The following is a 7553-nucleotide window of genomic DNA, read 5'->3' on the forward strand; positions in this document are numbered from 1 at the left end:
TGCTCTATCCCCTGAGCTACGAGGGCGAGGGACTGGCCTGTTTGATGGCCTGAAATTGCCGCCAGTCCGCCAGCCGGGAAGTCTACCGGCGCTTGAACGCCGAACTCGGGGCATTGGATCGGTTTCCTGACCGGAGGGGCGCCCCGGCCGTCGCGTGAAGCCGATTGCGAGCAGCGTGGAACTCGGCGGGTGAAGTGCGGTGCGTGAAGCGGTGCCGGGATGTCAGCCGGTCGGCCGCAGTTTTTCGCGGCTGAGCACGTGTTCGGCGAGGACGTTTCGGGCGAGGGCGAAGCCCAGCATGACCAGGAGCTGCCGTTTCCAGGTGTGGGCGATCATCCGGCCGCCGTACAGGGTGCGGTCGAGGGTGTTGTTGGTTGATTCGGCGTCTTCGCGCCACCCGTAGCAGTTCTGGTAGACCTTGCTGGCCGGTGGGTGCTGACGGATGCGTTCGGCCCGGTTGAAGCCGTTGCTGCGGTCGTCGTCGGTGGTGTCGACGCGGATGAATGTTGTGTGGCCGCAGTCGAGTTCGATCTCTTGGTACCACCGGTGCGACGCGGTCGCGCCGACGTTGCGCCGCCTGGTGAGCCGTTTGACCGGGCATGAAACCACGTGCCTGTCGCCGGTATCGGTGGTCAGGGACTCACAGACGGCGCCGTCTTGGGTGGCGAGCTGGTGGGTGTTTCCGCATGGGCAGTCGGTGATGAGTTCAAGCGGTGTGTAGGTGGCTGTTGTGGGGTGAATCGGGGAGAGCACCGTCAACCCCTTCTTCATTAGCGGGTCTATGTGTTTGCCGCGGAAAGCGCCGTCGTAGCAGACGCCGTTCACCGCGCCGCCGAGGCTGGTGATAAGGCTGGTGAGTTGGGTGATGACGTCCACTGCCGTCGCAGCTTCGCCGCCGTAGCCCTTCCCGGGCGGCAGGTACGTCACGTCGAGGAGGATTCTGGCGTTGGACCGTTGGTCTGCCCGGACACCCATCAGGGCGAATTTGGAGCCGGTGACATAGACCCCGGAGTCTTCACCGGCTTGCTTGTGCAGCCCGGTGTCGATCCGCCGTCCTTGCTGGCGCCACTGTTCGGCGGTCTTGGACAGGATCGGAGCGGCGACCACCTTGCCGTCTCCGAAAAGTGTGTCTGATCGGCGCGGCTTGGCGGGTGTGCCTGCGCGGTTGAAGCAGCCGGCGTCGAGTGCCTGCCGCACCGCTACGGAGCGGACCTGTTCGCACAGCAGGCCGATGCGTTCGGCGAGAAAGTACCGCCAAGTTTCGAGCTGCCCGCGTGACGGGGGACGGCGCGGCAACCGGATACCGGCCGTAGCTTTGACGGCACGCCGGACGAGTCGCCATGCGCTACCCGATGCGAGCAGCCGGGCTGCTGAGCGGTGTGAGCCGGTAATACCGCCGGCGGTAAGGATGTAAAGGAGACCGACGATGGCGGGGTGCTCGCGACGGCGTCCCGGCCCGTTTCTGCGCCCGGAAACAGCTTCGGCCAGCTCGTGCAGCCGCGGGTTCTTGGCGGCTGTGATGAGCCAGTCGAGCTGGGTGAGCGCGTTGTCGGACATCGCGGGGCTACCCGGTTTCTCTCCAGTCCCAGGCGATCGCGACTGCGGCGGCATCCAGTGAAGACAGGCCGATCAGCTTGGCGGCGGCCTCAATGTGGTTGGTGGTTTCGAACACGTGCCGGCCCGCCCACAGCGTCAGCGACGCCGGGGTGACGGTGGGATCGTTCACAAGCCCGCCGCGAACGATGGCCGTGCGGGCAACCATGTACGCTCTCGTCCGACGCTGCCCTACCGTGCCGGTGTTGGCCGTCAGACGCGGCTCGGCTGTGTTTGTCTGGGTTTGCAGCCAGCCGATCCGGGCGGTGACGATGCGGGCCGCCCCGGGTTGCACGGTGAGGGTGCGGCCGTGGCGGTCGCCCACGCCGGGAAGTGTCAGTCTGGCGGTGGCGCTGTCGAATGATGCTGCGGTCAGGGACGCGATCTCGGACGCCCACGCGCCCGACAGCAATAGGGCGACGATGACAGGGCGCTGGCGTGCCGGATTGGTTCCGTCGAGGTAGCGCAGCCGTTCAGCTTCGGCATCCGTGAGCGGACGCACGGGCGGCTTGGTGCTGCTTTTCGGCGGCGTGGTGACGCCGGTGACCGGATTCGACGTGACCCACAGCCAGCTTCGGTGGCAGCGGCGAAGAACGCCCGCAATGCCGATAATCTGTTCGCTCGGGTGCGGCCGGACACCGTGCGGGAGACTTGACTGCGCCGATCGCGCCCGAGCGAGTTGACGAACGCCACCACCAGGGATGTGTCGACCTGGGCGATGCCGGTGACGTCGTGCGCCTCGGCGAACCGGGTGAACCGGGAGAGGACGGAGCCGTATTTCTCGATCGTGTATGGCGACCGGGTACGGCTCTGCTCCCAGTTATCGACAACCGTGGCGCTGTCGGGGTCACGCCAGATGTTGTCGCCAGCTTGTTCTGATCGGGCGTCTCGGCTGGAGGATTTCAGTTGCCGATCGGTGTAAATCCGGCGCCGGGGCCACCAGTGCTATTGACATCGTCGAGGATGGCGTTGAACGTCACCATCTCTGTGATTTGAAGCGGGGTCGCTCCCAGAAGATCGCCAGGCGCGATACGGCCGTCGGTGATCAGGCCGAGAAGCAGGCCATCGGACGTGACCGGGCCGCCGTTATCACCGGGCTGATAGGCGCCCCCGCCCATGGACATTCGCCGGTTCTGTCCGAGTTGAAGGGAGCCGATGCGTCCGCAGAAGTCACCGGTGGCGGCCCCGAATCGGCACACTGGCTGGCCCCGCTCGAAAGGGCTGGTGTCGATGCCATTGATGACGAAGCCGGCGAAGTTAGCAATCGGGGTGATTTTGGTGGGGTCGAATTTGATCACCGCGTACCTCGTATCAGGGTCGTTGGCAAGGGCCACCACGGTGCCTACCGAGCCGAGGTTTTCCGAACCCTCGGCGACGACTGGGGAGTCAGGTCCGCCGCAGCTCGCGGCGGTGAAACCAACCAGGTCTCCGGTGTTGTCGTGACCGATGGTTGCCAACGTGCAATAGCTGCCGCCGACAACGATGCCGGCCCCGCCGCCCAGCGGGAGTGCCGCTGAGGCGACGGGAGCGAGCAGGCCCGCCAGCAGAGGCAGCGCGAACACCGCCGCCACCAGCGAGCCACGATCAATGCACACAGAGGAACATTGTCCAGCTGATTGCTGTGAAGATGCTGTTGCGCGCAGCTCGGCGCGCGGGCTGCGGTACTCACGGCCGAGAGGCGGACGTTACTGCGGACGCGGGTCGAGGCTACGTTGCGAAACGCACTTAACCGTGTCCCCATCACTGCGGCGAACACATTTTCACCGGGCGTGATGGTATTTCGTCCCAGTCCCGCGCTCACCTCTGGCGTCAGCCGGGGGCTCCGGGGGTGCCCGGGGTGCCGTCTGTGCCGCCGTTGCCACCGTTGCCGCCGGGTTGGGCGAAGGCGCTGTTTCCGCCGTTGCCGCCGTCCCCACCGCGGCCGTTGCCTTCGACCCCGACGCGTCCGCCGTCTCCGCCGTTTCCGCCGGTGTTGAGCGCGTTGTTGCCACCGCCGCCGTTGCCGCCGTTGCCACCTGCCCCACCGGTACCGGCGGGGAAGCCGGCGCCACCGGTGCCGCCGTTTCCGCCGGCGGCGGCGCTGCCACCGGTGCCGCCGTTGCCACCGTCCCCGCCGACACCACCGTCGGCCGCACCGCCGAGCCCACCGGCGCCACCGGCACCCGGGGATAGGCCGACACCGCCCGCGCCGCCGTCACCGCCGGTGCCCCCGGTCCCACTATCGCCGGCGCCGCCACCCGCGCCGGCGCCGCCGCCACCGCCGCCAGCGAGTCCACCCACACCGGGGCTAGTTCCGCCGGCGCCGCCGTGCCCGCCGGCGCCGCCCGTCCCGCCGCCGCTGGCACCGCCGGCGCCGCCGTCACCGCCGGCACCTGCCTGGTCGATGATGAGCGAGCTGCTAGCGCTACCGGCGCCGCCGTTGCCGCCGTGGTTTGCCTGCGCACCGTCGATACCATCGCCGCCGACGCCGCCGTCGCCGCCGTCGCCGCCGATCGCGATGGGATTCCCCTCGGTGTGACCGCCGTTACCGCCCGTGCCACCAACCCCGGCCACTGCGCCGGCGCCCGTGGCGTCGCCCCCGGCCCCACCCGCACCGCCGGTGCCACCGACCCCCAACGTGGTGGGATTGCCGCCGGGAACACCGCTTGCCAGTGGCATGGAGTCACCACCGACACCGCCGTCGCCGCCGGCGCCGGCGACGGCATCTGTGCCAGTGGCCGCGCCGCCATCACCGCCGGCCCCACCGTCGCCGCCGGTGGCATACGTCAGCAGCAGGGCCAACACCACCGGATAAGCGAATCCTTCCTTGCTGCCCGTGCCGCCGTTGCCACCGTCGCCGCCGACACCGGCGATGCTGTCGGTACCGCTGGCCGGCCCACCGGCACCGCCGTTGCCGCCGTTGCCGCCGATCCCGGACGTCAAAAAGCCACCGGCGCCCCCGTTGCCGCCGTCACCCCCGGGTTCACCGGCGCCACCGGCCCCACCGTTACCACCAGCGCCGCCGTCACCGATCACAAACCCGCCCGCACCCCCGGCACCGCCCGCAGTGCCAGACCCACCGTCGCCTCCGGCGCCACCGTTGCCGAACAGCCCGGCCGCCCCACCGTCGCCGCCGACTACCCCGGTCTCGGTGGAGTTCCACCCGGCGCCGCCATCGCCGAACAACCAGCCACCGGCCCCACCGTCGGGATGCGTCTCAGTACCGACGACACCGTTGTCGATCAGTCCCCGGCCGGTCAGCTCCTCGAACGGCTCGTTCAACAGATTGTTGATAGGCGCGGTCACCGGGCTGGTGATCCAAGCCTCCCCGAGACCATGCAGTGCCCCATAGATCGCCCCCGACAGCCCCCCGGAGTCCAGGAAACTGGTCGACGCCATTACCGGCAGATCATCAAGCCCACTCAAGTCGGCGTTGAACCCCTCCGTCGGGTCCGCGCCGCCCGGGGCGGGCATAACCGCCGCCAGCGAGTCAGGCAACTCACCGGTGGGGTCGGTCGATGCGGCAGGGTCGAGCCAGAGGGTTGGGTCGAGCAGATCGTCGAGCCCGACATCCGCACGGGCGACCGGCGCGGCCATGGCCAGCACCATCGCCGCCGAGCCCAGCCCGACCATGCGACGACCTCGACGTCGCCCTTTGCCCCCGCAACTTGACACCCGGGTGGACCTCCGCAGCTAATTCGTTCTTGTCAGGCGTTTTCGCCCAACACCAGCCGCCCCGAGCATATTCGGTGGACGCGGCCGAGCCGTCCGTGTGGCTGAACCCGGCCGCTGACGTGGAGCGATACGGCGCCGCGGTGTGGGTGTGGTCGTGCGCCGGGGTCAATGGTCGTCGGTGAGCCCGAAAGGCAGCTTTCGGTTGCGCGCCGCGCGTCGTTCACGGTCCATGGTCTCCTTGCACGCTTCGTCGGCGGCCTCGCGCCAGATGCGGGCAGCCGTCTCGGCGTACCCGGCATGATCCTTCTCGTGCGTCTCCACACCATGCGCCGTATCCACTCGACAAAGCAACAGCAAATGCAGTTAGATCAGCCTAATCGCACAGGCTGCGCTATGCTCATTGTGTGTCCGAAAACACCCTAACCATCGACCCCTCCCGGATGGGCGAAGACGAGTGGATTTCGGCGGTACAGACCTACGTCCGCGCCGCCAAAGACTCCGGCGAGGTGGTGAGCCTTCGCGCCCGGCCGCAGTTCCTGACTCCCGAGCAGGCGGGTGAGCGGCTCGGCATGTCGCGGACTACGGTGGTGCGCGCCATCAACGCCGGTGAGCTGAACGCGGCCAAAGTCGGCAACCGCCATCGTATCCCCGTGGCGGCGGTCGAGGCTTACCGCAAGCGCAGCCTGAACGCCGTGCTGGCGGAGCTTCACACGGCCATGGACGAACTCGGCATCGACCGCAACGAACCGGTTCCCGATGACCCAGTATCGGTGTATGACAACATGCGCGAGGCCGCCAACCGGCTCGGCGGGATGCGGCTGCACCTAGCGGCCACCGATGCCGAACGTGACGCGGCGGTCGCCGCCATGCGCGCCGACGACGCGGAAGTCGACGCGGTCGATGCCTACGACATGCCGGCACAGAAGGTGATGACCGCGGAGTTGGACCGGCGCTATGACGCGCTCGTTCAACGCTGACGACCACGCCCTGGGCGCCGCCGACCTCGACCGGATATTCCACGGCGCAGTCGTCCCCGCCCTGTTCGGCGACCGCCCGGTGCCGTCACCCGATCCGGTTCTCATCCTCGTCGGTGCGCAGCCCGGAGCAGGCAAGTCGCAGGCAGGAAACTCCGCTGCCGCCGAAAGCGGCCAGAAGGTAATTCGCATCATCGGCGACGATCTCCGGCGATTTCACCCCGACCACAGCCGGCTGCTCGGCCTGCACCCGTCCGCCATGCCCGATGCCACAGCGCAGGCGTCGGGGGCCTGGGTGGAACGCGCCATCTCCTTCGCCGCGCGCAACCGGCTCAGCGTGCTGGTCGAAGGGACCTTCCGTGACCCAGATGTGCCGTTAGCCACCACGCGGCGGTTCCACGCGGCAGGGTTTCGCGTCGAGACACATCTCGTGGCGGCAGCCCCCGAAGTCAGCCACGTCGGGATCGGCAAACGGTTCGTGGACGCGGAGAAGCGCCGGGACGCGGCGGGACGGTTCACATCCCTTGCCGCTCACGACGTCGCGTTCGGTGCGCTTCCGAAAACGATCCGCGCATTGTCCGCCACCGGGTCGCCGGTGGAGCGGTTCGTGGTGCGATCCCGCGACAGGGTGCTGTTCGACCGGCAGCGGTCCCCCGGGTACTCGATTCGGGGCGCGTTGAACGCTGCGCAGCAGCAATGGAATCGCCCGCTGTCCGACACCGAGTTCAAGCTGTGGGTCGAACAGTCAGCCGAGGTGGTGGAGCACTTGATCGACCACCACGGCGACGACCGTGACGCAGCAATGTTGGTGCGGCAGTTCGGGTTCGACTACAGATACCTCACCATGGTCCGCAGCGGAGAAGCCGCCGTTCGTGGTCATGTTCGCGCAGGCGGCGACGTGGAGCCCTACATCCGGTCGCACCCGAACCGTCGGTGACCGGCCGGCGAGGGCCGGCGCCGCCGTCAGCCGCCCAGTCCGTTGAGAATCTCGCGGGGCCAACGCGGGCAGCGCGGCGCGGCTGCCGACCAGCACCACCCGCGGCTGGTCCGGCTCGGCGCTCAGGTCCGCCAGCCACTGCGAAGAACCCTCCGCTCTGTTGCCGCAGTTCAATTCGGGTGGTGCGTTCCAAAAACCTCATGGGTACGTTCCAAACCGTTCCCGGGACCGCACGCTGACCAGGTGTTGAGGTATTTCAGGCCAGTCCCCGAGGGCGAGGGACGTCTTCGGACACCTGACTCAAACCGGGCGGGAAGCAGGTTCAGCAGCGTTCTCCGACGTCGCGGTGCCGTGCTCGGCGCGGCGACGGTGGGCGTCGTGTTGTCGAGTGCGGC

At 68.4% G+C, this 7553-nt stretch carries 7 protein-coding genes and 1 pseudogene; 2 read left to right on the top strand and 6 right to left on the bottom strand.

The window, feature by feature from the left end:
- Positions 1-222: 222 nt before the first annotated feature.
- The 6 genes and pseudogenes from AC2VON_RS18435 to AC2VON_RS18460 form a co-directional block, all read right to left on the bottom strand.
- Positions 223-1557: a hypothetical protein gene (locus AC2VON_RS18435; RefSeq protein WP_486954251.1), complete on the bottom strand. Its 1335-nt coding sequence runs from the start codon at positions 1555-1557 to the stop codon at positions 223-225.
- A 7-nt stretch (positions 1558-1564) separates the two neighbouring features.
- Positions 1565-2095: a site-specific integrase gene (locus AC2VON_RS18440; RefSeq protein ID WP_486954252.1), complete on the bottom strand. Its 531-nt coding sequence runs from the start codon at positions 2093-2095 to the stop codon at positions 1565-1567.
- A gap of 71 nt (positions 2096-2166) precedes the next feature.
- A pseudogene (locus AC2VON_RS18445) lies at positions 2167-2517 on the bottom strand (site-specific integrase); the annotation flags it as partial.
- A complete protein-coding gene (locus tag AC2VON_RS18450) occupies positions 2496-3182 on the bottom strand; it encodes a chymotrypsin family serine protease (RefSeq protein WP_486954257.1) in 687 nt (228 codons plus the stop codon). The pseudogene AC2VON_RS18445 and the gene AC2VON_RS18450, both read right to left, overlap by 22 nt.
- Before the next feature lie 220 nt (positions 3183-3402).
- Positions 3403-5205, bottom strand: a complete 1803-nt coding sequence (locus AC2VON_RS18455; protein ID WP_486954253.1) for a PGRS repeat-containing protein — start codon at positions 5203-5205, stop codon at positions 3403-3405.
- 207 nt (positions 5206-5412) lie between these two features.
- Positions 5413-5568: a hypothetical protein gene (locus AC2VON_RS18460; RefSeq protein WP_486954254.1), complete on the bottom strand. Its 156-nt coding sequence runs from the start codon at positions 5566-5568 to the stop codon at positions 5413-5415.
- Positions 5569-5651: 83 nt separating this feature from the next.
- Here AC2VON_RS18460 and AC2VON_RS18465 point away from each other — a divergent pair, with 83 nt between their 5' ends.
- Together AC2VON_RS18465 and AC2VON_RS18470 are read left to right on the top strand one after the other, a co-directional pair.
- Positions 5652-6224 carry a helix-turn-helix domain-containing protein gene (locus AC2VON_RS18465; protein WP_486954255.1) on the top strand — a complete coding sequence of 191 codons (573 nt, stop codon included), beginning with the start codon at positions 5652-5654 and terminating at the stop codon, positions 6222-6224.
- On the top strand, positions 6202-7158 hold the full coding sequence (locus AC2VON_RS18470) for a zeta toxin family protein (protein ID WP_486954256.1): 957 nt from the start codon (positions 6202-6204) through the stop codon (positions 7156-7158). The genes AC2VON_RS18465 and AC2VON_RS18470 overlap by 23 nt, the downstream gene beginning before the upstream one ends.
- Positions 7159-7553: the final 395 nt, after the last annotated feature.

This window comes from Mycobacterium sp. TH-M82, from assembly GCF_057473605.1.